Annotated in this window: 21 protein-coding genes and 3 tRNA genes; 5 read left to right on the top strand and 19 right to left on the bottom strand. The window is 66.3% G+C overall.

Translation table 11 applies throughout. From position 1 onward, the window contains the following. Positions 1 to 23: 23 nt before the first annotated feature. The 5 genes from ACSYDW_RS11020 to rpsB form a co-directional block, all read right to left on the bottom strand. A complete protein-coding gene (locus tag ACSYDW_RS11020) occupies positions 24 to 956 on the bottom strand; it encodes a phosphatidate cytidylyltransferase (RefSeq protein ID WP_438338781.1) in 933 nt (310 codons plus the stop codon). Beyond that, positions 956 to 1,513 carry a ribosome recycling factor gene (gene frr / locus ACSYDW_RS11015; protein WP_438338780.1) on the bottom strand — a complete coding sequence of 186 codons (558 nt, stop codon included), beginning with the start codon at positions 1,511 to 1,513 and terminating at the stop codon, positions 956 to 958. Before frr ends, ACSYDW_RS11020 begins: the two co-directional genes overlap by 1 nt. A 97-nt stretch (positions 1,514 to 1,610) precedes the next feature. Continuing rightward, the gene (gene pyrH, locus ACSYDW_RS11010; protein ID WP_438338779.1) at positions 1,611 to 2,354 is read right to left on the bottom strand and encodes a UMP kinase; all 744 of its coding nucleotides are present in this window, start codon (positions 2,352 to 2,354) and stop codon (positions 1,611 to 1,613) included. 174 nt (positions 2,355 to 2,528) lie between these two features. Further along, complete coding sequence (gene tsf / locus ACSYDW_RS11005) at positions 2,529 to 3,368, bottom strand: translation elongation factor Ts (RefSeq protein ID WP_438338778.1); 840 nt, start codon at positions 3,366 to 3,368, stop codon at positions 2,529 to 2,531. Between the two features lie 129 nt (positions 3,369 to 3,497). Beyond that, positions 3,498 to 4,331, bottom strand: coding sequence for a 30S ribosomal protein S2 (gene rpsB / locus ACSYDW_RS11000; RefSeq protein ID WP_438338777.1), 834 nt, complete (start codon positions 4,329 to 4,331; stop codon positions 3,498 to 3,500). Between the two features lie 407 nt (positions 4,332 to 4,738). Between rpsB and ACSYDW_RS10995 the strand changes: the two genes are divergently transcribed. Then, on the top strand, positions 4,739 to 5,257 hold the full coding sequence (locus ACSYDW_RS10995; RefSeq protein ID WP_438338776.1) for a M23 family metallopeptidase: 519 nt from the start codon (positions 4,739 to 4,741) through the stop codon (positions 5,255 to 5,257). Positions 5,258 to 5,350: 93 nt separating this feature from the next. On the opposite strand, the gene ACSYDW_RS10990 is transcribed toward ACSYDW_RS10995, so the two are convergent. The 14 genes from ACSYDW_RS10990 to ACSYDW_RS10925 all read right to left on the bottom strand — a co-directional run bounded on the left by ACSYDW_RS10990 (position 5,351) and on the right by ACSYDW_RS10925 (position 19,550). Further along, positions 5,351 to 5,424, bottom strand: a tRNA-Ile gene (locus ACSYDW_RS10990). Between the two features lie 117 nt (positions 5,425 to 5,541). Beyond that, positions 5,542 to 6,711, bottom strand: a complete 1,170-nt coding sequence (locus ACSYDW_RS10985) for a glycosyltransferase (protein WP_438338775.1) — start codon at positions 6,709 to 6,711, stop codon at positions 5,542 to 5,544. 108 nt (positions 6,712 to 6,819) lie between these two features. After that, positions 6,820 to 7,731 carry a DMT family transporter gene (locus ACSYDW_RS10980; protein WP_438338774.1) on the bottom strand — a complete coding sequence of 304 codons (912 nt, stop codon included), beginning with the start codon at positions 7,729 to 7,731 and terminating at the stop codon, positions 6,820 to 6,822. Beyond that, the gene (locus ACSYDW_RS10975) at positions 7,719 to 8,339 is read right to left on the bottom strand and encodes a CDP-alcohol phosphatidyltransferase family protein (protein WP_438338773.1); all 621 of its coding nucleotides are present in this window, start codon (positions 8,337 to 8,339) and stop codon (positions 7,719 to 7,721) included. Before ACSYDW_RS10975 ends, ACSYDW_RS10980 begins: the two co-directional genes overlap by 13 nt. Positions 8,340 to 8,466: 127 nt before the next feature. After that, on the bottom strand, positions 8,467 to 9,351 hold the full coding sequence (locus ACSYDW_RS10970; protein WP_438338772.1) for a phage holin family protein: 885 nt from the start codon (positions 9,349 to 9,351) through the stop codon (positions 8,467 to 8,469). 163 nt (positions 9,352 to 9,514) lie between these two features. Then, positions 9,515 to 9,587: transfer RNA gene (locus tag ACSYDW_RS10965), tRNA-Asn, on the bottom strand. 168 nt (positions 9,588 to 9,755) lie between these two features. Further along, a complete protein-coding gene (locus tag ACSYDW_RS10960) occupies positions 9,756 to 10,829 on the bottom strand; it encodes a glycosyltransferase family 4 protein (protein WP_438338771.1) in 1,074 nt (357 codons plus the stop codon). Positions 10,830 to 10,887: 58 nt separating this feature from the next. Beyond that, positions 10,888 to 12,570 (bottom strand): ABC-F family ATP-binding cassette domain-containing protein, encoded by a 1,683-nt coding sequence (locus ACSYDW_RS10955; RefSeq protein ID WP_438338770.1) that lies wholly within the window; start codon positions 12,568 to 12,570, stop codon positions 10,888 to 10,890. Positions 12,571 to 12,695: 125 nt separating this feature from the next. After that, positions 12,696 to 14,120, bottom strand: a complete 1,425-nt coding sequence (locus tag ACSYDW_RS10950; protein WP_438338769.1) for a lipase maturation factor family protein — start codon at positions 14,118 to 14,120, stop codon at positions 12,696 to 12,698. 111 nt (positions 14,121 to 14,231) lie between these two features. After that, positions 14,232 to 14,304, bottom strand: a tRNA-Asn gene (locus ACSYDW_RS10945). Between the two features lie 64 nt (positions 14,305 to 14,368). After that, a complete protein-coding gene (gene dnaG / locus ACSYDW_RS10940) occupies positions 14,369 to 16,243 on the bottom strand; it encodes a DNA primase (RefSeq protein ID WP_438338768.1) in 1,875 nt (624 codons plus the stop codon). 140 nt (positions 16,244 to 16,383) lie between these two features. Then, a complete protein-coding gene (locus ACSYDW_RS10935; RefSeq protein ID WP_438338767.1) occupies positions 16,384 to 17,667 on the bottom strand; it encodes a deoxyguanosinetriphosphate triphosphohydrolase in 1,284 nt (427 codons plus the stop codon). Between the two features lie 8 nt (positions 17,668 to 17,675). After that, a complete protein-coding gene (gene dusB / locus ACSYDW_RS10930) occupies positions 17,676 to 18,872 on the bottom strand; it encodes a tRNA dihydrouridine synthase DusB (RefSeq protein ID WP_438338766.1) in 1,197 nt (398 codons plus the stop codon). 126 nt (positions 18,873 to 18,998) lie between these two features. Then, entirely contained in the window at positions 18,999 to 19,550 is a 552-nt protein-coding gene (locus tag ACSYDW_RS10925) for a YceI family protein (protein ID WP_438338765.1), read from the bottom strand. Positions 19,551 to 19,776: 226 nt separating this feature from the next. On the opposite strand from ACSYDW_RS10925, the gene ACSYDW_RS10920 reads away from it, so the two are divergent. From ACSYDW_RS10920 to ACSYDW_RS10905, 4 genes are all read left to right on the top strand, one after another. Further along, positions 19,777 to 20,802 (top strand): LLM class flavin-dependent oxidoreductase, encoded by a 1,026-nt coding sequence (locus tag ACSYDW_RS10920; protein WP_438338868.1) that lies wholly within the window; start codon positions 19,777 to 19,779, stop codon positions 20,800 to 20,802. Positions 20,803 to 20,873: 71 nt separating this feature from the next. Then, positions 20,874 to 21,245 (top strand): nuclear transport factor 2 family protein, encoded by a 372-nt coding sequence (locus tag ACSYDW_RS10915; protein ID WP_438338764.1) that lies wholly within the window; start codon positions 20,874 to 20,876, stop codon positions 21,243 to 21,245. A 78-nt stretch (positions 21,246 to 21,323) separates the two neighbouring features. Then, positions 21,324 to 21,785, top strand: a complete 462-nt coding sequence (locus ACSYDW_RS10910) for a hypothetical protein (protein ID WP_438338763.1) — start codon at positions 21,324 to 21,326, stop codon at positions 21,783 to 21,785. Between the two features lies 1 nt (position 21,786). Further along, a complete protein-coding gene (locus ACSYDW_RS10905; RefSeq protein ID WP_438338762.1) occupies positions 21,787 to 23,415 on the top strand; it encodes a DUF5671 domain-containing protein in 1,629 nt (542 codons plus the stop codon). The last annotated feature ends 253 nt before the right edge of the window (positions 23,416 to 23,668 follow it).

The raw sequence follows: 23,668 nt of genomic DNA, 5'->3' as shown, positions 1-23,668 counted from the left end.
TAGGGATTCTTTGGCGCTGGCGCTTACAGCACACCGGGCATGAGGAAAATTGTCAGAACGTATGCGACGGGAATGGCGAAAAGCACTGAATCGAGCCTGTCCATCACACCACCGTGTCCCGGCAGGATATTGCTCATGTCCTTGATGCCAAGTTCGCGCTTGACCATGGACTCCGACAAGTCCCCTGCCGTCGACGCAGCAACGGTGGCGACCGCCAGCGGAATGCCCACCCACCACGGCACATCAAGCAGGAAGACCGAGGCAAGGATACCGACGACCGTAGCGCCACCCACTGACCCGGCAAATCCTTCCCAGGATTTCTTGGGGCTGATTTTCGGTGCCAGCGGATGCTTGCCAAAGAGCACACCGACGAGGTAGCCGAAGGTGTCGTTTGCCACGACGAGCAACAGGACCGTGGTGACCTTCAGGTAGCCCTTGTCCTCGTTGAACACCAGCACCGCAAAGCTCAGCAGCAACGGTACCCAGACCAGGACCAGGATTCCGGCCATGATCGAGGCAACCGACTTGGCCGGTCCCTCGAAGATCCTCCAGAGGAAGACCAGGAGCGCACTTGCCGCAAAGGCCAGGCTCAGCGCCTCCAGTCCTCCGTAGTACGCCGCGAACGGCAACGAAAGACTGGCGACCGCCAACGGCACCAAAGGCGTGTGGACCCCGGCATGGTCAAGTGCCCGGGATACTTCCCAGCAGCCTATGCCTGCGAAGGCTGCGACCGTCGCCACGAAGGCAACGGGCAACCAGAACAGTCCGGTGAGGACCAAGGCCAGCAGGACCAGACCCACGGCGATTGCCGCGGGCAGGTCCCGCCCGGCCTTGGACCCCTTGGCACGTTTGGCGCCAGCGGAACGTCGGGTCAGGGGTTCAAGCCCGCCGGTTTCCGGCGACGGCTCCGGAAGGGCCCCGGAGGTTCCTTCGCTCGGCTCGGTGGGATTGGACATTAGACTTCCAGCAGCTCGGCTTCCTTGCGCTTAAGCAGATCGTCGATGCTGTCGGTGTGCGACTTGGTCAGTGCGTCGAGTTCCTTTTCGCCGCGGGAACCCTCGTCCTCGCCAACCTCGCCGTCCTTGACGAGCTTGTCGATTCCGTCCTTGGCCTTGCGGCGCAGGTTGCGCAGGGCAACCTTGGCATCTTCGCCCTTGCCGCGAACGACCTTGACGTATTCCTTGCGGCGTTCCTCGGTCAGCACCGGCATGATCACGCGGATGGTCTTACCGTCGTTCGACGGGTTCGCCCCGACCTCGGAATCGCCCAGGGCCTTTTCGATTTCGCGCAGTGCGGTCACGTCGTACGGGGTGATCAGGATGGTGCGCGCATCCGGGGTGGCGAAGGACGCCAGCTGCTGCAGCGGGGTCGGGGAACCGTAGTAGTCCACCATGACCTTGGCGTACATGCCCGGGTGGGCTCGGCCGGTGCGAATCGCGGAGAAGTCTTCCTTCGCGTTTTCGATGGTGCTGTCCATCTTTTCGCCTGCCTCGACGAGGATATCCTCAATCACGTTCTGCTCCTTTGAGTTCGGCCAGCTCGTGTGCGGTGACCGGTAATTTCTTGGCTTGTGAACAATCCTATGCCACGCCGGGAGATCCCGGCGGGCACTAGATGGTGACGCGGGTGCCGATCTTTTCCCCGAGGATGGCGCGGGTCACGTTTCCGTCACCCTCCATGCCGAAGACCATCATTTCCAGGTTGTTGTCCTTGCACATGGTCATCGCGGTCTGGTCCATCACGCGGATGTCCTTGATCAGCGCCTCTTCGTAGGTGAGGTGCTCGAGCTTCGTGGCGGTCGGGTCGGCCTTCGGGTCGGCGGTGTAGACGCCGTCGACACCGCTCTTGGCCATCAGGACCACGTCGGCGTCGACCTCGAGTGCGCGCTGGGCGGCAACGGTGTCGGTGGAGAAGTACGGGAGGCCCGCACCGGCGCCGAAGATGACAACGCGGTCCTTTTCCATGTGGCGGATGGCGCGGCGTGGGATGTAGGTCTCTGCGACCTGTGCCATGGAGATGGCGGACTGCACGCGGGTGTCGACGCCAGCCTGTTCCAGGAAGTCCTGCAGGGCCAGGCAGTTCATGACTGTGCCGAGCATGCCCATGTAGTCTGCGCGGGAGCGGTCCATGCCGGACGCGGAAAGCTCGGCTCCGCGGAAGAAGTTGCCGCCACCGACGACGATCGCGACCTCGACCTTGCCGACGGTTGCGGCGATCTGCTCTGCGATGCCGCGCACGGTGACCGGGTCAACACCGAGCTTGCCCCCGCCGAAAACTTCGCCGGAAAGCTTCAGCAATACGCGCCGGCGGCGGGCCGGGGTGCTGGTTTCGTTCTGCTCGAGTGTTGCGTCCATGGGTGTTCCTCCTGCTTGCGGGTCAGCATGGCCCGCTTTGATGCGTTTACTGGGGGCACACCTGCGGATGTGTCCCTTGGCTGGCAGGGAAAAGGGGCGGCCACCAGATGGTGGCCACCCCCTTTACCTTGGTTGGCAAGGCTCAACGCAAGTCGGCCGTGCCTGTGTACTTAGTTAGGAGCCTACGCGGAAACGTGCGAAGGCGGTAGCGGCTACGCCTGCTTCCTCAAGCACCTTGCCCACGGTCTTCTTCGAGTCCTTGGCGAATGCCTGGTCAACGAGGACCTGCTCCTTGAAGAAGCCGGTCAGGCGTCCTTCAACGATCTTCGGCAGTGCGGCTTCCGGCTTGCCCTCGGCGACTGCGGTCTCCATGGCGATGCGGCGCTCGGACTCGACAACCTCGGCGTCGATGTCGTCGCGGGACAGCACGGTCGGTGCCATTGCGGCGGTGTGGACTGCAACGTCGTGTGCAACCTCGGCAGCGGCTTCGCCGGTGCCGTCAACTGCAACCAGAACGCCGACCTGGGCCGGGAGGTCCTTGGAGGTCTTGTGCAGGTAGGCATCAACCGATGCGCCCTCGACACGAGCCAGCTTGCGGACGATAACCTTTTCGCCCAGTACTGCGCCTTCTTCGGTGACGACGTCGGCAAGTGCCTTGCCATCGACGTCAACGGCCAGAAGGGTTTCCAGGTCGGAGGCTGCCGAGGAAACGGCAACTTCCAGGACCTTGGCGGCCAGTGCGATGAACTTCTCGTTCTTTGCAACGAAGTCGGTTTCGCAGCTCAGCTCGATCATGACGCCAACGGTGCCGTCGACGACCTTGGCGGCAACGAGGCCTTCCGAGGTCGCGCGGCCTTCGCGCTTGGTAGCGCCCTTCAGGCCCTTGATGCGGATGAGCTCCATGGCCTTCTCGGCGTCGCCGTTGGCCTCGTCGAGAGCCTTCTTGACGTCCATCATGCCAGCGCCGGTGCGCTCGCGCAGAGCCTTAATGTCAGCAGCGGTGTAGTTTGCCACGTGCAACCCCATTCATAAGTGGTTTTTGAGCTTTTTCGCCGAAGGACGGGCCGCTTCAGGCCCGTCCTACGGTTTTTCCTGGCGTGGATCACCGATCGGGGATCCACGCCGGGATTTTGTTTTTGGTGACTACTCGGCGGAAGCGGCCGGAGCTTCTTCAGCGGCCGGTGCTTCTTCAGCAGCCGGAGCCTCGGCCTTGCCGGCCTCGAGCAGTTCGCGCTCCCACTCGGCCAGCGGTTCGGCCGGAGCTTCGGTGTTGCCTGCAGCCTTGTTGTTGCGGGCGATCAGGCCAGCGGCAACGGCGTCGGCAACAACGCGGGTGAGCAGGTTGACGGAGCGGATGGCGTCGTCGTTGCCCGGGATCGGGAACTGGACTTCGTCCGGGTCGCAGTTGGTGTCGAGGATGGCGACAACCGGGATACCCAGCTTGCGTGCCTCATCGATTGCCAGGTGCTCCTTCTTGGTGTCGACAACCCAGAGGACCGAAGGGGTCTTCGTCAGGTTGCGGATACCGCCAAGGTTGGTCTGGAGCTTGGTCAGCTCGCGCTTGAGAAGCAGCAGCTCCTTCTTGGTGTGGCCCGAACCGGCAACATCCTCGAAGTTGATCTCTTCCAGTTCCTTCATGCGCGAGATGCGCTTGGAGACGGTCTGGAAGTTGGTGAGCATGCCGCCGAGCCAACGCTGGTTGACGAACGGCTGGCCAACGCGGGTAGCCTGCTCCGAAATTGCTTCCTGAGCCTGCTTCTTGGTGCCGACGAACAGAACGGTGCCGCCGTGGGCAACGGTCTGCTTGACGAACTCGTAAGCGCGGTCGATGTAGGACAGCGACTGCTGCAGGTCAATGATGTAGATGCCGTTGCGCTCGGTGAAGATGAAACGCTTCATCTTCGGGTTCCAGCGACGGGTCTGGTGTCCAAAGTGAACGCCGCTGTCGAGCAGCTGGCGCATGGTTACGACTGGCATGTCGCAACTCCTTCCGGCAGTAGCTGGCCGATCCATCGCTGGACCGCGGTAACTGCCTTAGATATCGGTTGATGGTGCGCATCCGGATTTGGATGTGACCCCTGGCATGAACAGGCCGAAATCGGCCCGCATGGCCCCTACCGACGTGAGTCGGACCGCGGAGCCGGGCGCCCAGCACGATGCGCCACCTTGAAGGCGGTTCATCTGTGGATGTCTCATGCGCGAAGTCGGCTTCATGCACCCCGCGGGACCAAATGGTCTTGAGGGCACACAGAACCGCGTGTTCCAGTGTACTACAGCACGGGGCGCCCCTCGGGACTGCCCCGCACAGCAGGAGGCCAGATGCATCACATCGTCGGCCCTCCCCCGGCCGGAAATCTTCCGGCACTTTCCGAGGCTGCTGTCCCATGCTCGATGTCATGAAGGTTTCCCCAATGCTCGCAGCCGCCACCCTCGGGGTCTCGCTCCTGTTCGGCGTCACGGGTTCCCCGGCGCGGCAGTTGCCCGGGAACCGTGCAGGCGGGTGGAACTGGCCGGTGGACCCTGCCCCGAAGGTTGTCCGCCCCTTCGACCCTCCGGCGCAGCGCTGGCTGAGCGGCCACCGGGGCGCCGACCTTGCGGCCGGTCCCGGGGCACCGGTGCTGGCCCCCGCCGGGGGCGTCGTATCGTTTGTCGGTGTCGTGGTTGACCGCCCCGTGGTGGTTCTCGACCATGGCGGCGGACTGCGCTCCAGCTTCGAGCCCGTGCGCAGCACCCTCGGGGTCGGGGCGATCGTCGACGCGGGGGATGAAATCGGGATGGTCGCCACGGGTTCCCACTGCTCGAGGCTGTGCATGCACTGGGGCTTGCGATTGTTCGAGGAATACATCGATCCGCTGCTGACCATCAGGGACACGCGCCCGTCCATCCTGCTGCCGAAGCAGTGACCGGCCCGGCGGCAACTGTGGGGGTGCCGCGTGGCGAGACGGCAAACGCCCCGGAGGGCCCCGTCGTGTGGGGGGCCTCCAGGGCGTTTCCTGTAGGGCGGGTGGGGCTTGAACCCACGACAAAAGGATTATGAGTCCTCTGCTCTAACCAACTGAGCTACCGCCCCATGGCCGGGATGCTTGCGCGGCGCTCCCGAAGGGGCCAGCGGAAACATCCAGAATCATCCTAGTGGATGCCTGCCGTTGTTTTCGCATCACGGGCATCCGTGGCGGGTGTGCCGGGATCAGGCCAGGTAGGCTTCGGCCGGTGCACCGCGGTACAGCGCCTCGAAGGTGTCCATGGTCTTGACGTGGCTGTGCTTCGCGGCCTTGGCGTGTCCCGCTTCGCCCATGGCCGCCCGTTCCTCCGGGCTGGCGGAAAGGATCGCGTCCAGCTTGCCTGCCAGGTCGTTGCGGTTCCCCGGTTCGAAGAGGTATCCGTTGACCCCGTTCTCCACCAGGTGCGGCAGCGCCATCGCGTTGGCCAGCACCACGGGCCTGGAGGCCGAGAGCGCTTCGAGGGTCACCAAGGACTGCAATTCGGCGGTGCCGGGCTGGCAGAACACGTCGGCGCGCAGGTAGGCGGCGCGCAGTTCCGCGTCGTCGACATGCCCCAACAGGTGGACGCGGGATTCGACGCCCTTCTCCTTGGCCAGCTTGGCCAGGAAGGTGCGCTGCTCGCCGTCGCCGACGACCTCGAGGTGCGCGTCGGGCACGGACTTCATCAGGGTCAGTGCATCGATGATTTCATTGACGTTCTTCTCAACCGCCAGGCGGCCCGCGAACAGGATGGTCGGGTACGGGTTGCGCTCGATCACCTCGCCGTCGGCCAGCTCGTAGTTGCTCGCGTTGATGCCGTTGGAGAGGGGCAGCACCTTCTCCAGGCGGGCGAAGTCACGCATGGCCCGCGCCGCAAGGGGCGTCGGAGTGGTGACCACGTGCGCTTTGCCCATGATCTTTCCCATGTCCCGCCAGGAGTTCGTGGCGACGATCCGCTTGAACCACTGCGGGAAGGGCAGGAACGGGTCAAGGTTCTCGGGCATGAAGTGGTTGGTGGCGATCATGCGGATTCCCCGCTTCGCGGCCACCGCCAGGACACCCTGGCCGATCATGTAGTGGCACTGGGCGTGCACGACGTCGGGCTTGATCTGGTCGATCAGCTTCTTGATCTCCGGGTTGATCTCCCACGGCAGGCAGATCCGGAAGTACTCGTGCGTCGGAACCGAGTGCGAACGCAGCCGGTGCACTGTCGCTTCGGGCCGCTTCTCCGTGATCGTGGGGCCCTTTTCGGGTCGGGTCGCAATGACGTGGACTTCGTGCCCGCGCTCGGTCATGGCCGTGGCCAACCGGTAGCAGAAGACGGCGGCGCCGTTTACGTCCGGCGGATAGGTGTCCGCCGCAATCACAATTTTCAAAGGTTTCTCGCCCGTCACAGGGGTGTTTCACTCCTCGACGCGGCCGCCCGGCGGCCGCGGTTGTCGTTGCAATGGCGTGTCTCGCGCATTGCAGGATGGTTTTGAGAACTAGTTTCTTTCGGAAGTCTTCATGCGGCGCTTGGCCTCGATCTTACGGTCCAGCACGTCGGGGTGGTGCCGTGACAGGAGTATCACGCCGATGACCGCGATACACCCGAAACCGACCATGCCCAGGGCCACCGCGGGTTGGACGTTGGGATCCAGCTCGCCAAAGATGCCGATCCCGATCCCGATCCCGACCATGGGGTCGATGACCGTCAACCCGGCGATCACCAAATCCGGCGGGCCCTTCGAGTAGGCGTTCTGCACAAAGTACGAGCCGAGCAGCCCGGCCACCGTCACGCCGACAACGGAGTACCAGGATACGTTCGCCAGGAACAACCCGTTGGGGTACAACAGGGACACGGAGATCGTGCGCACCAGGACGGCCACAAAGCCGAAGAGCACACCGGCGCCGAGGATGTAGAAGAAGGCGTTGGCCCGGTGCGGCATCAGTGCCACGACGCCGCCGAAGAACGCCACGACCACTGCCAGCAGCACGAGCGTGACCATTTCCTGTGGCCGGGTGATCTGGTGTTCCTCGCCCGTGACCTGGATGGCCAGCAGGACGAAGCCGATGCTTCCGACCATGCACGCGATGATCGCCAGGATCGTCGGGCGGTTCAGCTTGATGTCGTGCTCGCGCGAGTTCACCACGGTCGTGATCACCAGGGCGATGGCCCCGATCGGCTGGACGACCGTGAGCGGAGCGCTTGCCAGGGCGTACACGTTCAGGCTCATGCCGACCCCGAGCAGCACCAGGCCGAAGACCCAGCGCGGGGTCCTGAACAGGCGCAGCAGGCCCAGGCCGTTGACGTTGAGGCCGCCGGCACTGGCCCGGACAGCACTGGACTGGCGCTGGGTGCCGATCGCCAGGAAGAACGCCCCGGCGAGGGCCGCGAAAACCGCTAGCCAGACCATTCGGTTCCACTCTTCAGCGCCGTGGCCTTTCGCCGGGCTTGGATGAAGTAGCCCACCGCCGCAACAACGTGGAGCACGCAGGCAAGGGCCAGGATCCACGTCGAGATGTGTCCGAGGATGGTGCTGGTGCCCCAGTTGGTGTTGCCCAGCAGCAGCAGCGGGGTGCCCGCGAGCAGGAGCGCCGTGCGGATCTTGCCCAGGTTGCTCACCGGCAGGTTGGGGCTTCCCCTGAAGAGCACCAGGGCGTTGATGATCAGGATGATGTCGGGGATCACGATGGCGAAAACGAGCCAGGCGGGTGCGATCTTCGTCGCCACAAAGGTGCTGGCGATGACGATGAGTGCCACCCGGTCCGCGACGGGGTCCAGCCACTTCCCGACCGTGGAAATCTGGTCGAGCTTCCGCGCCGCGTACCCGTCGATCCAGTCGCTGCTTCCGAGGAGCACGAGGGTCAGCGTCGCCCAGCCGTAGTGCAGCGTGGCTGTCTGCCAGACGAAGAGCGGGACGAGCAGGAAGCGCAGCACGGTGATGATGTTCGGGACAGTCCAGAAGGTGGTGAGTTCGCGGTACTCGAAGTTGTCTCGTGTACCCGCTCCGATGATGCGCATTGTCTCCCCCTTCGTTGCTGTCCGGTGCCGGTTCGCCGTCCTTGCGGCCACCGCCTAGATTTTGGTGTTTGGTTGGTTTCCCAACCGCGGTGCCCCTCGGTCCGGCCGTGGGATCCGCGTCATGTGCCTACTTGCGCAGAAGCTTGCGCAGGAAAACGAAGAACATGGCCATCGACCCGGCCATGACGGCCAGGGGCTGCCAGCGCTCACGCAGGGCTTCCTTGGCGTTTTCGCCCTCGAGCCCGCTGAACTCGGCAAGTTTCCCTGTCGCGGCTTCGACGCCGTCGTTCAACTTCTCCGTGGCGGTGCTGGCAAAGTGGCGTGCCTGGGCCGCTGCCTTGGTGATGCCGTCGCCGGCGGCGTGGGTGGCATCGGAAATCTTTTCGCCGACCTGGATCGGCCCCTCGAGCTTCCGTCCCAGCCCGTCGCGGTGCAAGGCGATCTGCTCGCGGCGCTCGCGGGTGCGGATGATCAGTTCGTCGAGCGTGGGCTTTGCGGCCTTCGGCTTCTTCTCGGCGGACGTCGCGTCGTCGGCTTCGTGGTCGTCGGCCTTCTTGTTCAACGGCTCGTCCAGGGTCGAGACGTCGAAGCTGCTGCCGTCCTTGATGACGCCGAAGTCGTGGCGGAAGCCGCGGATGGCGGCGTCGGGGGTCAACGGCATGGTGCTCTTGACCCTCCACACGGCAAAGCCCACAAGGATCAGTGCCAGCACCAGGAACCCCGCGGCGACGACCAGTGCTGCAAGCCACGGTGCCATCACGGTGCCAAGTCCCATGATGAGGGCCACCACCAGGGCGATGACCATGAAGCCCAGCAGCGCAAGCGCGACGATACCGGCGCCTGCGGCGACGCCGACATGGATGCCCTTTGACTTGAGGACGGTCGCGGCGATGCGCGCCTCGTCAGCCAGCTGGCTTGGAATCAGGTGTCGCAGTCCGTCGACCTGCCCCTTGATGGTTCGTGGCGTGGACGAGTACGACCCCTGCGTACCTGTCGATTCCGTTCCAGACATGGTGTCTCCATTTCGCGTGGCCATGGCCTGGCCAACTCAAACCAAACTATCACTCGGACGTTCCCAAACCACTCAACCTCAAGATGTACACCCAGGGTATGAGTTGGCCCGGACACAAGAAATCCCCGTCCTCGCGAACGAGGACGGGGATTTCTTAGTTGCGCTCCTCCGACTGGACTTGAACCAGTAACCCTTCGATTAACAGTCGAATGCTCTGCCAATTGAGCTACGGAGGAAGGAAGCAGGTAAAACAATATCAGAGTTCCCGGGCAATGCAAAAACGGGACCCACCCCCGCCGACTTCACCGGGATTTCGGGGAAAATCGGCACGTGGCGTGCTGTGATTCACGACATGGCGGCATGCCGAAGATCACTCCGGCCGATCGACCCCGACGTGTTGCGGGCTACTGCCGTTGCTTGGCCACCGCTTCGGCCAGTTCCAGCAGCTGTCGGGCCGACGTCTCCCACGAATAGCTTCCTGCGCGTTCCAAGGCTGCGGCGGATGCCGCCTTCCATGCCGCAGGTTCCGCCAGTGCCTTGACTGCGGCGGCAAAATCTCCCGGGTTCGCGGGGTCGACGTAGGAGACGGCGTCTGCACCGACTTCGCGGAAGATGGGCATGTCCGTGGCAACCACAGGCGTTCCGACGCTCATCGCCTCGACCAGGGGCAGCCCGTAGCCCTCGGCCCTCGACAGCGACACCAGTGCCGTCGTGCGCTTGAGCAGCTCCTGGTATTCCTCGTCGGTGACGCCGTGGTGGAAGACCACGGTGCTGCCCTCAGGGACCAGCGCCGCGAGCTCGGCCTCGCGCTGCGGGGCGATGTTGCTCAGCAGGTGCAGGGAGAAGTCAGGCAGGTATTCCATGGCCCGGATCAGCGTCTCGACGTTCTTGTACGGCATGAACGAGCCCATGTAGAGGAGCGTCGGCTCCGGCGCCAGCGATGCGTCGCGCGGCACGGCACCGGGGGCCGGTGCGTTGGAGACGATCTCCACCGGTTTGCGGGAGAGCCGGTGCTTCTTGATGAGGTCCTTGGTCGTCTGGCTGACGGTGGCCACCGCGTCGGGGCGGTTGAGCAGGAAGCGCTGCGGCCAGTACACCTGGTGGAAGAGGTACCAGCCGATGCGCACCGGAAGCGGCAGGAAGCCCGGGGCTTTGGGGTGTGCATAGTAGATCAGGTCGTGCAGGGTCAGGATGAGCCCGTACTTCCGGCCCAGGCTGCCCATGGTCTGCATCGGGGAGAACACCACGTCCGGCTTGAGCTTGTTGACCTTGAGCGCAACGAACGGCTCAAGCGGGGACAACGGTGAGTTGACAAGCACATGGGGCACATCCGGCAGCAGTTTCAGCTGGGCGGGGTCGTTGATGAGCATCGTGACGTCCGCGATCTTTGCCGTTTCCTCGATCAGGCACGAGGTGAATCGGCTGATGCCGTCGTGGTGCGTGGTCCGGGTGAAGCGCGCGTCGATAATCAATTTCACAGTGGTCTTGCTTTCGGTGGTGGGTCCGGCGGGCGGGGCGGTGCGCGGGGTGCGTGCCTCAGCGGGCCCTGTCGACGCGCTTTTCGTCCCACACGGGGTCGACTGACTCGTAGACCTTGCCGTCGGAACCGAAGACCAGGAAGCGGTCGAAGGACTTGGCGAACCAGCGGTCGTGGGTCACGGCGAGGACCGTTCCCTCGAAGGCGTCGATGGCCCGTTCCAGCGCCTCCCCCGAGTGCAGGTCGAGGTTGTCGGTGGGCTCGTCGAGCAGCAGCAACGTGGCTCCGGAGAGCTGCAGGAGCAGGATCTGGAACCGGGCCTGCTGGCCGCCGGAGAGGGAATCGTACTTCTGCTCGGCCTGCCCGGCCAGCCCGTAGTTGTCCAACGCGCCGGAGGCCGCTTCGCGGGCCAGGCCCGAGCGGTGTTCGTCGCCGCGGTGCAGGATGTCTAGCAGCGTGCGACCGAACAGGTCCGGGCGGCTGTGGGTCTGGGCGAAGAACCCGGGGCGGATGCGTGCCCCGAGCTTCACGGTGCCGGTGTGCGGTACGGGGGCGATCTCGAAGTCCGAGACCGGCAGGTGCTCGCGCTCCGGGTCGGTGCCACCGGCTGCAAGCAAGCGCAGGAAGTGCGACTTGCCCGACCCGTTGGAGCCGAGGATCGCCACGCGGTCACCGAACCAGATCTCGTTGCTGAACGGCTTCATCAGGCCCGTGAGCTCGAGCTTCTCCGCAACGACCGCGCGTTTGGCCGTGCGGCCGCCCTTGAGCCGCATGTTCACGTTCTGTTCCAGCGGGATGGCCTGGGGCGGGCCCACCTCCAGGAACTTGGCAAGGCGCGTCTGGGCGGCTTGGTAGCGGTTGGCCATGTCCGAGCGGAATGCCGCCTTGTTCTTGTACATGTTCACAAGCTCCTTGAGCTTGGCATGTTCCTCGTCCCAGCGCTTGCGCAGTTCCTCGAAGCGCTCGTTGCGTTCACGGCGGGCATCGACATAGGACCCGAAGGCCCCGCCGTGGATCCAGGCGGTGGCTCCGGAGAGCCCCGGCTCCAGGGTGACGATGCGAGTTGCCGCGTTGTTCAGCAGCTCGCGGTCGTGGCTGATGAAGAACACGGTCTTGGGCGACTCGTTGAGCGTTGCCTCGAGCCACCGCTTGCCCGGGACATCCAGGTAGTTGTCGGGTTCGTCGAGCAGCAGGAGCTCGTCCGGGCCCTCGAAGAGCGCCTCGAGCACCAGTCGCTTCTGCTCGCCGCCCGAGAGGGTCGAGGCAAGCCGGTACTGCGCCCTGTCGAAGGGGATGCCCAGGGCAGCCATGCAGACCTTGTCCCAGGCGGTTTCCAGCTCGTAGCCGCCGGCGTCCCCCCAGTCGATGATGGCCTGGGCGTAGCGCATCTGGACCTTCTCGTCGTCCGATTCCAGCATCAACGCCTCGGTCTCGTCCACGGCCTTCGCCGCCGCTGCGAGGTCGGCCGAAGCGGTGGACACCAGGAGGTCGCGGACCGTTGATTCGTCGCGGACCTGGCCGACGAACTGGCGCATGATGCCCATGCTTCCGGAACGGCTGACCGCCCCTTCGTCTGCCTTCAGGTCCCCGGCAATGATCTTGAAGAGCGTCGTCTTGCCGGCGCCGTTGGGTCCGATAAGCGCGGTCTTGGACCCCGCAGTGACCTTGAAGGTCACGCCGCCAAGCAGCTGCGTGCCGTCGGAGAGGAAGTACTGGATGTCGGATACGTCGATATGAGCCACGTTCCCATCCTACTGACCCCCGGCCCCATGCCGGATCGCCCTGCGGCGGGCATGACGCGCCCGTGGCGTGTGGTTGGTCTCCCGGGCGGCTGGCACCCGGCCCGGCCGGGTCCATTGCGCTCGTCTCAGGTCAGCGCGAGGGGCCCGAACACCACGACCCTCTCGTCGCGCACCCAATATTCCCCAGTGTCCCGCCGCTGGGCCGCCGTCGCGAAGCGGTAGCGGTAGGCAAGCACCCTGACGAAGCTCGGACGCCGGCCGGCAAAGGGATCCCGGTCCAGCAGCTTGAGCGTTGCGGCGTCCGCCTGCAGCAGCTTGGCCAGCAGGGCGTGGAACCAGCGCTGGTGCAACCCGTTCAGCGGCAGGAACCACATCATCCAGTCCAGGCGCAGGTGGTAGGGCGCGAACTGGCGCGGCCGCCGGGTCGGCTCCCCCGGTTTGCCCTTGAACCCGTACTCGCACCACGTCGCGGAATCCGGGGACCCGTCCTCGGTACCCTCGATGACCACCTCGATCCGTTCCCGGGTCACCGAACCGAAGGCCCCGTAGGCGTTGCCCAGCTGCCACCGGTTGAAGGAGGCGTTCATCAGCTGGCGGGAGGAGAACAGGTTGCGCAGCGCCGGGACGGAGAGCACCACCAGCATCAGCGTCGCCGCAAGCGTGAGGACCGTCCACCAGATGGGCGCTTCGGCCCGCGGACCGGTTTCTGCCGGAAGCGCAGGAAGGATCCTGCGCAGCGCCGGGTCGCTGATCCGTCCGCAGGCCAGGATGATGGTGAGCCAGTTAAGCCAGGCGAAGTTGCCGGTGGCCACCAGCCACAACTGGGTGGCGATGATGGTGCCGGCTGCGATCGAGGCCAGGGGCTGGGGAACAAAGAGCAGGAACGGTACAGCGAGTTGGGCCACGTGGTTGCCCGCCGCCTCGCAGCGGTGCCACCACTTCGGGGCAAGGTGCGCCCGCCGACTGAGAGGCCCCGGCATCGGTTGCGACTGGTGGTGGTAAAACATGGCCGTAAGGTTTCGCCAGGCGGGGTCCCCGCGCCACTTGATCATGCCGGCACCGAATTCCAACCGGAACACCAGCCAGGCGACCAACAGCAGGATCGTGTGCGGCGGAGGGACCTCGCGGGAGCCGAGCAGCCCCACGGTGAACCCCGCCTCCAGCAGCAGCATTTCCCAGCCGAATCCGTAAAAGACCTGGCCGATGTTCACTATCGACATGTACAGGCCCCACAGCAGCAGGAAGGCGGCCAGTGGCAGCCACGGGGGTCCGGCCTGGGGAATCCCAGCTGCCAGGACCACCGAAACGGCGATCCCGACGGTGCACACGACAGCCAGCTTCCGGTCCGAGTACCCGATCATGCTGAACAGCGAGGGGCCTCGCGCGCCGGGCCCGCCGAGCAACCGGGGTGCGGGCAGCAATCCGCGCTCGCCCAGGAGTGCACGAAACTGGTTCAGCGTGGAAATGAAGGCAACCAGGTAGACCAACGCGACGCCGCGCTGCAGGATCTCCCGGGCCATGACGTAGTCGTACGCCGCCAACCATTCCATGGCGCCATTTTAGGTTTGCCGGGGCGGGTCGGCCATGGTGTCGGGCACCGACCCTTTAATGAAAAAAGAATCCGTATTCCCACGAATGAGAATACGGATTCTTTATTTGAGCTCCTCCGACTGGACTTGAACCAGTAACCCTTCGATTAACAGTCGAATGCTCTGCCAATTGAGCTACGGAGGAATGCAACGAGAAATAGTCTACACACGTTTGCGTGAAAACAAAAATCGGGGCTTCCCCGCCCGGATCACTCCTGGCGCAGGGCCCTGCGGCGCAATTCCAGCTCGAGCAGCTCGCGGTTGATCCGCTGGAACCCCTCTGGATCGCCGGCCGGATCCATGCGCTGGAGCTCCCCCATCTTTTCCGCCTTGAGGTGGGTGATCTGGAGTTCAAAAAGCCTGTTGATGATGTCGTTGCAGTAGCGCAGCAATGCCTCGTTGCTGCTGGCCGGAAGCGGCGTGACGGCCAGCTCGGAAACGAAGGAGCGCAGCGGTTCCGGTACTTCCTGGCGGATCGCCTCGACCCACTGGGCGGGAGTCGCGCCGGAAAGGCCCGCGGCACGCACCCCGTCGTGGACCGCGGCATGGGCGGGGGCCATGAAACGTGCGTCGTAGAAGGCCTGCCATTGCTCGGGGGTCAACTGCGCTGGCTGCTGCAGCACCACCTCGAGCGCCTCTCGTTCCATGCGCGATACCGGGTCCCTCGGGTCGGGCCTGGTGAAGACCTGCGCAGCGGGCTGCTCGGGGGCTGCCTCGACATGGTGCTCGTGCGTCGCTTCGGCCTTGGGCATCCTGTTTCGGCGCACGGCGGCGCCCACCGAGCGGTTGACGTCCTCGACGTCCATGCCGAGCCACCCGGCGAGCTCGCGCGCATACGCGGGCCGAATGGCCGCGTCCCGGATCCCGGCGACGATCGGCGCGCTGACACGCAGTGCCTGGACGCGGCCTTCCACGGTGTTGAGGTTGAACTTCTTCAGGCCCGCCTTGATGGCGAACTCGAAGAGCGGGCGCTTGGAATCGATAAGTTCGCGCACCGCTTCCGGGCCGCGCGTCTGCCGCAGGTCGCACGGGTCGGCGCCCGTGGGTTCTACCGCGACGTAGGTCTGGGCGATGAATTTCTGGTCTTCCTCGAAGGCGCGAAGTGCCGCCTTCTGGCCGGCCGCGTCGCCGTCGAAGGTGAACACGACCTCGCCGCCGGATCCGTCGTCGCGCAGCAGCCGGCGTGCGATCTTGATGTGGTCGGCGCCGAAGGCGGTGCCGCAGGTGGCCACCGCCGTGCCGATGCCCGACAGGTGGCAGGCCATCACGTCGGTGTAGCCCTCGACGACCACGATCTGGCGTTCCTTGGTGATCTCGCGCTTGGCGAGGTCCACGCCGTAGAGCACCTGGGATTTCTTGTAGAGCTGGGTTTCGGGGGTGTTGAGGTACTTCGGGCCCTGGTCGTCCTCGTACAGCTTGCGGGCGCCGAATCCAATGGTGGCTCCCGACAGGTCGCGGATCGGCCAGATCAGGCGGCCGCGAAAACGGTCGTAGATGCCCCGGTTGCCCTCGGAGAACAGCCCGGTGAGCTTGAGTTCCTCGTCCTGGAAACCGCGCCCGTGCAGGTGCTTGAGCAGGGCGTCCCAGCCCTGGGGCGCATAGCCGACACCGAACCGGGCGGCTGCCTCCTGGTCGAAGCCGCGCCCGGTGAGGAACTCCTGGCCGGCCGCGGCCCCCGGGGTGGCAAGCTGTTCGCGGAAGTATTCCTCGGCGACCTTGTGTGCATCGAGCAGTCGCTGGCGGCGGCCGACCTCTTCGCGGCGCGGGCCCGAGCCGCCGTCCTCGTAGTGCAGTTCGATGCCGACGCGCGCGGCGAGCGTCTCGACGGTTTCGGAGAAGGTGCTGTGGTCCATCTTCTGGATGAAGGCGATCACGTCGCCTGATTCGCCGCAGCCGAAGCAGTGGAACGTGCCGACCTGCGGGCGCACGTGGAAAGAGGGGGAACGCTCGTCGTGGAACGGGCACAGGCCCTTCCAGGAGCCAACGCCGGCAGACTTCAGCGTCACATACCCGTCGATGACTTCCTTGATGTCAGTACGGTTGCGAACTTCTTCGATGTCTTCACGTTTAATCAGGCCGGCCATACCCCTAGTCTAGTGACCGCCGAGGGGTCCGGCCGCCAGCGGGCTCGGCGGTGTGGACTGGCGCGCCGGCACCCGGCCGGACGCCGTGCGCAGCGGCCGGATCCCGCGGAATCCGCCACAGCGCGCCGGGACCTCCGGGGTCAGAAAAGCCGCTCGTTGAAGCTCTTGCCTTCCACCAGGGTGGCGTGCCATTCGATGGCCGAGGCGTCGGTGAGGGATGCCACCTGGTCGATCACCGTGCGCAGGCGGTCCGCGTCGTCCCTGGCCTCGCGCCAGTCGGCGGCGAAGAGCGGGTCCAGGTACTTGTCCCCCGTCTCGTGCAGCAGCGTGACGAGTTCCGTGAGGATCTCGCTCTGCCGCGCGTAGATGGGCTTGCGCTCGTCGCTTGTCATCACGTAGGCGGTCGCCAGGCCCTTCATGGCAGCGATCTCGTGCTCGGTGGCCTCGGGGACGATCAGCTTCGCGTTGAAGCGGGTGAGCGCGCCGTCGCCGTACTGCTGGCGGGTGGCGTCGATCGCGGACTGGCAGAAGCGCCCGATGAATTGGCTTGTCATGTCCTTGAGCGCCGCCATGGAGCGGCGCGAACCGTCGGTGTGCGGCACCCATTCGGTGGTCGCCTCCAGACGCCCGATGGCGGCATCGATGACGTCCTCCTCCACCTGCGGCAGGTACCACTGGCGGGTGAACTTGATGACCCTGGCGCGCTGCTCGGGGTCCTTGATCCAGCGCAGCTGGAAGCGGCCGGCGTTGATCGCGTCCTCGACGTCGTGCACGGAGTAGGAGATGTCGTCGGCAAGGTCCATGACCTGGGCTTCGATGCAGGTCTGGCGCGGTGCGGCGCCGGAACCGGCCCGCAGCCAGTCGAATACGGGGGCGTCGTCCGCGTACACGCCGAACTTCGAGGTGGTCTTGCCGTTCTTTTCCGGGGCATCGGCCCGCAGCCACGGGTATTTGCAGGCCGCGTCGAGCGAGGCGCGGGTCAGGTTCAGCCCGGCGGAGGCGCCGTTATGCCGGAAGGTCTTTGTCTCGATCCGGGTCAGCAGGCGCAGGGTCTGCGCGTTGCCCTCGAACCCGCCGATCTCCCGGGCCATCTCGTTGAGCGCTGTCTCGCCGTTGTGCCCGAAGGGCGGGTGGCCCAGGTCGTGGGACAGGCAGGCGGTGTCGACGACGTCAGGGTCGCACCCCAGCGTGGCGCCGAGCTCGCGGCCGACCTGTGCGACCTCCAACGAATGGGTGAGCCTGGTGCGCACGAAGTCGTCCGAGGACGGCGCCACGACCTGGGTCTTGGCGCCCAGACGGCGCAGCGCCGAGGAATGCAGCACCCGCGCGCGGTCGCGTTCGAACGCCGTGCGGTAGGCCTTCTTCGGCGGTTCGGGAACCCAGCGTTCCTCGTCCGCCGCCGTGTATCCGGGGATCTGCGACATGGACTGGCTTAGCCTCCGGAGATGTCGAGTTCGGCGGCCGAGATCATGGCCTTGTGCTTGTCGTTGAGCTCGCGGGTCTCGAGCCAGCCGTCGGGCAGGTGGGTCTTCTTGGGCGAGCCGGCCCGGCCGCGCTGGCCCTCGGCGTCCTTGCCCGGGTAGGGCATCTCCAGGTCCAGCTGGTCCAGCAGCCCGCGCAGCACCTCGAGGGTGGGCACCTGGGCCAGGGCCGAGCGGATGTCCCCGCCGACGGGGTAGCCCTTGAAGTACCAGGCCATGTGCTTGCGGATGTCGCGCAGGCCCTTGAACTCGTCCTCGAAGTACTCGGTGAGCAGCTCCGCGTGGCGGTACACGGTCTCGGCGACCTTGGCCAGGCCCGGCCGGAAGCGCGTGTCGGTGCCGTCGAAGGCGGCCTGCAGGTCCCCGAAGAGCCACGGGCGGCCCATGCAGCCGCGGCCGACGACGATTCCGTCGACTCCGGTCTGCTGGACCATGGCCACGGCGTCCTCGGCGCTCCAGATGTCGCCGTTGCCCAGCACCGGCATGTCGGGAAGGGATTCGCGCAGGCGCGCGATCGAGTCCCAGTCCGCCTTGCCCGAGTAGTACTGGCTGGCCGTACGGCCGTGCAGCGCCACGGCGGCGACGCCGTGGTCCCGGGCGATCTTGCCCGATTCGATGTAGGTGAGGTGCTCCTCGTTGATGCCCTTGCGCATCTTGATGGTCAGCGGCACCTCGCCGCGGGCGGCCTCGGTGGTCGCCGCCTTGATGATGGCGGTGAACAGGTCGGTCTTCCAGGGCAGGGCGGAGCCGCCGCCCTTGCGCGTGACCTTGGGCACCGGGCAGCCGAAGTTCAGGTCGATGTGGTCGGCGCGGTCTTCTTCGACGATCATGCGCACCGCGGCGCCGACGGTCTTGGGGTCCACGCCGTAGAGCTGGACCGAGCGCAGTTCCTCGTCCGGATCGTGGGAGATGATGCGCATCGACTCGTGGTTGCGTTCCACCAGGGCGCGCGAGGTGACCATCTCGGTCACGTAGACGCCGCCGCCGTACTCGCGGCACAGGCGCCGGAAGGCCTTGTTGGTGATGCCCGCCATGGGTGCAAGGATCACCGGGGTTTTCACGGTGTGCTTGCCCAGCTGCAGCGGGGGCAGCTCGAGCTTGGCGCCGGAGGGCGCGGGGCTTACTGGGGAATCGGCAGTTACAGTCACTAACCCATTCTCTCAAACTTGTGCAAATCGGGTACCGGTGCGCCGTGGGTTGTGCATCACGTCCGGGATGCCGGGTGCCCGAAGGCGCGTCGGCGGCGGTGCCCCCGCCACCGACGCGTCGCGCAGTCAGGCTTCCTTGACGGCCGAGATCTCGAATTCGAGAAGCACGCGCTCGGAAACCAGAACGCCGCCGGAGTCGAGCAGCTGGTTCCAGTTCACGCCGTACTCGCGGCGGTCGATGCGGCGGCTTCCCTCGAAACCGGCGCGCAGGTTCCCGTAGGGATCGGTTTCGACGCCGGTGAACTCGATCGGCACGGCGATCTCGCGCGTCGTTTCCTTGATGGTCAGCTCGCCGTTGACGATGAAGCTGTTCTCTTCCACCTGGTCGATGCGGGTCGAACGGAAAACGATGTTCGGGTACGTGGGCGCGTCGAAGAAGTCGTTGGTGCGCAGGTGCTTGTCGCGGTCCTCGTTGCGGGTGTCGACGCTCGCCACCTTGATCGTGATGTCGACGCCGGACTTTGAGACGTCCTGGACGTCGACGTTGATCGTGCCCTCGACCTCGTTGAAGGCGCCCCGCACCTTTGTCACCATGGCATGGCGCGCACTGAATCCAATACGCGTGTGCGTCGGGTCAAGACGCCACGTACCGGCGTATGACGGTTCGAGCTTGGTCATTGTTTCCCCTCAGGTTGTCATGCGGGCCGATAGGTCCCCAATAGATGTTCAGACTACACAAAACACGCCGCGCTCGTCCGCAAGGTTGAAAAACTTTTGCGCGGCCGGCGGCGCCCGCGGGGGCATGTCGCGGCCCGTCCGGCGGGCCCCGGCGGACCTGCGGGAATACCTGCGGCCCCGGATGCGCTGTAGGCAAAGTACATAGTTTTGCATGCATGAAGGGTGGATCGTGAAGAAAATCGGATTTCTGACCTTTGGCCATTCGGGCGGCTCCGGCAGCTCCCCGGTGCCCACGGGCGCCGACGCCGTGCGCCAGATGGTCGACCTGGCCGTTGCCGCCGAGGAATCGGGCTTCGACGGCGCGTGGCTCCGGGTGCACCACTTCGGCAACTCGATCTCCACGCCGTTCCCGCTGATGGCCGCCATGGCCGCGAAGACCACCACGCTGGAGGTCGGCACCGGGGTCGTCGACATGCGCTACGAAAACCCCCTTTACATGGCGGAGCAGGCCGGGGCCGTCGATGCCATCAGCGGCGGGCGGTTGCAGTTGGGCGTCAGCCGAGGGTCACCCGAGCCGGCGCGCGACGGCCAGCACCAGTTCGGCTACGACCTGGAACCGGGAAACAGCTGGGCCAACGAGACGCGCGAACGCACCGCCCTCTTCCGCCGGGCCATTGCCGGGGAAGGCATCGCGCACCCCGTGCCGGGCGGACACCACGATGACCAGGACGAACTGCTGCCGATCAACCCGATCTCCCCGGGCCTGGAAAACAGGATCTGGTGGGGCGCCGCAACGATCGACTCGGGCCTGTGGACCGCCTCGGTGGGCATGAACCTGCTGTCCTCCACGCTGCTGCTGGAGGACGACGGACGGCCCTTCCACGTGCTGCAGGCCGACCAACTGCGCCAGTACAAGGAGGCGTACGCCGCCAGCGGCCACACCACCGGCGGCTTGACGGCGGTGACCCGCAGCGCATTCCCGATCACCACCGACATGGACGAGCTCTACTTCGGCCGCCGCGAACGCGGCGACTCGGTGGGCTACCTCGACGGCTCAGTGGCCCGCTCCGGGCCCACCTATTCGGGGTCCCCGGAGGAGGTGGCGCGCCAGTTCATGGACGACGAGGCCATCACCGAGGCCGACTACGTGCTCTTCGCCCTACCCAACCAGCTCGGCGTGGACTACAACGCGCACGTCATGACAGAGATCGCGAAGATCGCACGCGAACTGGGCTGGAAGGACACCCGATAGGGGGCGGGAAGGAAAGCGCATGGGAGGCCGGGCTCCCCACGCGCCATGGGATCGGCCGTAGAGTCGATCCCATGGACGACCTGATTGCCCTGGCCTGGCGCGGAGAGGAAGAACTGCTCACTCCCCGGGTGCGCGGGAACCCGGCCCTGCTGCTGGAACTGCTTGACCCCGGCTTCCGCGAGATCGGGCAATCCGGCAGGCTGTGGCACCGGACGGAGATCGTTGCGGCCCTCGTGGAGGACACCGCCGGGGGAACCGCACCCGAAGCCGCGCGGCTGGGCGACCGCGCGGCGCTTCCCCTCTCCCCCGACACCGTGCTGTTGACCTACCGCCTGCTGTTCGGCGGGAGGCAGAGCCTGCGTTCCTCGCTCTGGCGGCGCAGCGGGAAATCGGCTCGCTGCCTCTTCCACCAAGGGACCCCGATCCGGCCTCCGGCGCCCTGACGCACGGCGGGACGCGAGGTGCCGGACCGAGGACCGCGCAGGGCATCCCACCGGGGTTTTCCGCTGCATAATTGAGGCATGAAAAGCCTACCCAAGGCCGGGAACCGCACCACGCTGGCGTTGCTGGGAGCCACGGTGCTGCTGGTGGCCATGGCGTTCGTGTTGGTGCTGACCCGAGGGGCCGGCGCCCCGGTGGACCCGGGCTCCCCCGCCGGCGTCGTGCAGAGCTACGTCACGGCCGTGCTGGCGGGCGACCGGGAGCAGGCCGCGGAGCTGCTGACGCCCAAGGCCCTCAAGGACTGCCCCGACGGGGCCATCCAGGACACCGGCGACCTGCGTGTTGCCCTGCAATCCACCACGATGGCCGGCACCGGCGCCACGGTGCTCGTCTCAATCACCGAGACCCGGGTCCGCGGCCCGTTCGGGCTCGGAGAGCAGGGCTACGAGGACTCGTTCGTGCTGGTCCCCCGCGACGGTGGCTGGGCCATCGACTACGCTCCGTGGCCGTTGCTGGCCTGCAGCTCCACGGCGGTGAAGTGAGATGGCAACCCCCACGCACACCACCGAGGCACGGGCCGCCGGCGCGCTTCCCACCGTGCGGCGCCTGGTGCTCTACATCCTCTTCTTCACGCTCGTGGCTGTCGCGACCGCGGGAGCCGCGGGGCTGCTTGCTCTGCTCCTGGACCCGGCCGAACCGACAGGAACCGAACGCACCTCGGCCCTGGCCCGGTCGATCGCCTTCCTGGCGGTCGCCGGCCCGCTGGCGCTGTTGCTGTGGCGGTGGCTGGCGCGGCGGCTGCTGCTGCCCGCCGAATCCGGGGCGCCGGCCTGGGGCCTCTACCTCGCGGCCATGTACGCCACCTCGCTCATCGCGGCAAGCACCGCACTGTTTTCCCTGGCGGGAAACCTGGCCTCCGGACGCACCGACGACTGGGCCCACAACCTTGCCGGCGCACTGGCCTGGGGCGGGACCTGGTGGTGGCACCAGCAGATGTGGCGCGACACCGCGCGCACGCCGAGGGCCCTGCCGAACCTGCCCGGGATCCTGGGCAGCTGGTACGGGGTGCTGGTGGCGGCCGCGGCACTTGCCACGGCGCTGTCCGTGATCGGTGCCGCCGCGCTCGACGCGCTATTCCCCGTGCCCACCGTCGGCAGCCCCTGGTGGCGGGGCCTGGCGGCGCAGCTGCCCTGGATCGCCGGCGGACTGGCGGTGTGGTGGTGGCACTGGGTTCACCGGTGCGCTTGGCGGGTGCGCGGCGGGTTCGCCGACGTCGCCCTGGTGCTCGTGGGCGTCCTGGCCGCCGGCGCTGCAGCCCTGGGCGGCACCGGGTATCTGCTCTACCTGCTCGGCAAGGCCGCACTTCACGGAGCCTCGGCGCAGCTGCTGGCCCCGGCGCCTCTCGCGCTGGGCACCGCCTTGGCCGGGGCCCTGGTCTGCAGCCGTGCTCCGTCCTGGTTCGCCGGCCGCTCGGCGGGGACCCGGGAGGCCGGACGCCAGGTGGCCTCGGGCATCGGGTTGGCCGCCGGCGCCTCCGGTCTCGGGGTCTGCGTCAATGCCATGCTCGCCGCGCTGGTCCCGCCGCTGGCCGGGAACACCACCGGAAACCTGATGCTGGCCGGGGTCGTCTGGCTGCTGCTCGGCGCCCTGGCGTGGTGGCGGGCCTGGGCGCCGGGGCGACCCGCGGACCCGCGCGCCCGCCGCGTCTACCTGGTGGCGGTCTTCGGCGTCAGCGCCGTGGTGGCACTGGTGGCACTGCTGGTGGCCGGGTATCGGCTTGTCGAGTTCCTGTTGGAGCCCGGACGGCTAGCCTCCGGCCTGCTCGAATCGGTCCGCGCCCCGCTCGGCCTGCTCACAGCCACGGCCCTGGTTTCGCTCTACCACTTCGCGATCTGGCGTGCGGACCGCAACGTGCTTGAAGCCGCGGAGGCTGGACAGCCCGCTGCCCTGGAATCGATTCTCCTGGTTGCAGGCGGGGTTGAGGGTTCCCTGCGTTCCGCACTCGCGAAATCGACAGGAGCCCGGGTCCGGGTCCTCGCCCGCACCGGGGGTGGCCACACGGCCACGGAGGAGCAACTCAGCGCGGCGATCGCCGCGTCGGGGGCATCCGGCCCCCGGATCATGCTGCTCGTGGACGGTCCCGGCTCGGTGCAGGTCATCGAGTTGGACTAGCAGCACCCGCACCGACCACGCGCAGACCCCTCGGCGCCGTCCGGATCCCCGTTTCGGGGAATCCCGGGCGGCGCCGCCTTGCGTCGGGCGATGCATCGAGCCCGCCCCGCTGCCGGACGCGCACCGGACCGTCGGGCGCCTGTATCCCGGCAAGTTCGCCACGGCATCACCCAACGAGCAGTTGATATCGATCACAATGTGGCCAATGTGTACAAAAGTACCGAAATCAGGCATTTCTTCAAAAGTTCTTTAC

Source organism: Paeniglutamicibacter selenitireducens, from assembly GCF_051550675.1.
GTDB lineage: Bacteria > Actinomycetota > Actinomycetes > Actinomycetales > Micrococcaceae > Paeniglutamicibacter.
This window is presented reverse-complemented; position numbering and strand designations above follow the sequence as displayed.

Coding starts and splice junctions, on each gene's coding strand:
- ACSYDW_RS11020 (WP_438338781.1), bottom strand. CDS start 956: ATGTCCAATCCCACCGAGCCGAGCGAAGGAACCTCCGGGGCCCTTCCG.
- pyrH (WP_438338779.1), bottom strand. CDS start 2,354: ATGGACGCAACACTCGAGCAGAACGAAACCAGCACCCCGGCCCGCCGC.
- rpsB (WP_438338777.1), bottom strand. CDS start 4,331: ATGCCAGTCGTAACCATGCGCCAGCTGCTCGACAGCGGCGTTCACTTT.
- ACSYDW_RS10995 (WP_438338776.1), top strand. CDS start 4,739: ATGCTCGATGTCATGAAGGTTTCCCCAATGCTCGCAGCCGCCACCCTC.
- ACSYDW_RS10980 (WP_438338774.1), bottom strand. CDS start 7,731: ATGGTCTGGCTAGCGGTTTTCGCGGCCCTCGCCGGGGCGTTCTTCCTG.
- ACSYDW_RS10975 (WP_438338773.1), bottom strand. CDS start 8,339: ATGCGCATCATCGGAGCGGGTACACGAGACAACTTCGAGTACCGCGAA.
- ACSYDW_RS10970 (WP_438338772.1), bottom strand. CDS start 9,351: ATGTCTGGAACGGAATCGACAGGTACGCAGGGGTCGTACTCGTCCACG.
- ACSYDW_RS10950 (WP_438338769.1), bottom strand. CDS start 14,120: ATGGAATGGTTGGCGGCGTACGACTACGTCATGGCCCGGGAGATCCTG.
- dnaG (WP_438338768.1), bottom strand. CDS start 16,243: ATGGCCGGCCTGATTAAACGTGAAGACATCGAAGAAGTTCGCAACCGT.
- ACSYDW_RS10935 (WP_438338767.1), bottom strand. CDS start 17,667: ATGTCGCAGATCCCCGGATACACGGCGGCGGACGAGGAACGCTGGGTT.
- ACSYDW_RS10925 (WP_438338765.1), bottom strand. CDS start 19,550: ATGACCAAGCTCGAACCGTCATACGCCGGTACGTGGCGTCTTGACCCG.
- ACSYDW_RS10915 (WP_438338764.1), top strand. CDS start 20,874: ATGGACGACCTGATTGCCCTGGCCTGGCGCGGAGAGGAAGAACTGCTC.
- ACSYDW_RS10910 (WP_438338763.1), top strand. CDS start 21,324: ATGAAAAGCCTACCCAAGGCCGGGAACCGCACCACGCTGGCGTTGCTG.
- ACSYDW_RS10905 (WP_438338762.1), top strand. CDS start 21,787: ATGGCAACCCCCACGCACACCACCGAGGCACGGGCCGCCGGCGCGCTT.